Below are 834 nucleotides of genomic sequence, written 5' to 3'. Positions count from 1 at the left end.
CGTCTCGGAGTGGTACTTCTCCAGGATGGGCCACCACTCCTTGTCGACGGAGTCGCGGTTCACCTTGAACTGCTCGTAGAGCTCTTCAACGAGCCAGGAATTGGCTCCGAACCCCCCGTCGCCGTTGACGCCGGTCACCTGGTTCGACACTCTCGATCGCCCTCTTTCATCGCTGAAGCTCTCTGGTGCGGACGTCGACGCAGGATGCGTTCGGGCCCGCACACTCTCGACCAACAAGCCTAACGTGTTTCCCTTGGGGAATCGTCGAAGCCGAGCGCCCACCGCGTCGCGATCTGGGTACCGTGGAACCATGAAGTTCTCTGGAGCGCAGCCGACCGTCGATCTGACCTACTCCGACGTCTTCCTGGTACCCCGCAGATCCGCGGTCACCAGCCGTCTCCAGGTCGATCTCGCGCCGCAGGACGGCACGCCGGCGACGCTGCCTTTGGTCGCGGCCAACATGAACTCCGTGACGGGTCCGCGCATCGCCGCTGTACTCGCTCGGCGTGGCGCCCTCGGCGTGCTGCCGCAGGACCTGCCTCTGCAGGAACTCGATGCCGCGATCCGTGAGGTGAAGTCGCAGCCCGTGCTCTGGGACACGCCGATCGTGCTGCCCCCGGAAGCCTCGGCTGCTGACGCGCTCCGCCTGCTGCCGGCGACCAGCGGTCACGGCATCGTCGTCGCCCGTGGCGCTGCCCCCATCGACGTCGGCCGGATCCTCGGCATCCTGCCCGCGACCAGGCTGGCGACCGCGCTCCCCGATGCGCAGCTGGGTGACCTGGTGCATCGCGGCACGCCATCGATCGACGCGGACGACATCGGCTCTGAGCGGCA

2 protein-coding genes are annotated in these 834 nt (G+C 67.1%); one reads left to right on the top strand and one right to left on the bottom strand.

Going from position 1 to position 834, the window contains the following annotated elements; translation table 11 throughout:
- Positions 1-150: 2-oxoglutarate dehydrogenase E1 subunit family protein (locus DSP71_RS24640; RefSeq protein ID WP_181800711.1), on the bottom strand; the 150-nt coding region annotated here is incomplete at its 3' end.
- A 160-nt stretch (positions 151-310) separates the two neighbouring features.
- Here DSP71_RS24640 and DSP71_RS09615 point away from each other — a divergent pair.
- A partial coding sequence (locus tag DSP71_RS09615) for an IMP dehydrogenase (RefSeq protein WP_181800710.1) occupies positions 311-834 on the top strand: 524 nt, incomplete at its 3' end.

The organism is Microbacterium sp. H6, from assembly GCF_003314775.1.
GTDB lineage: Bacteria > Actinomycetota > Actinomycetes > Actinomycetales > Microbacteriaceae > Microbacterium > Microbacterium oxydans.
This window is presented reverse-complemented; position numbering and strand designations above follow the sequence as displayed.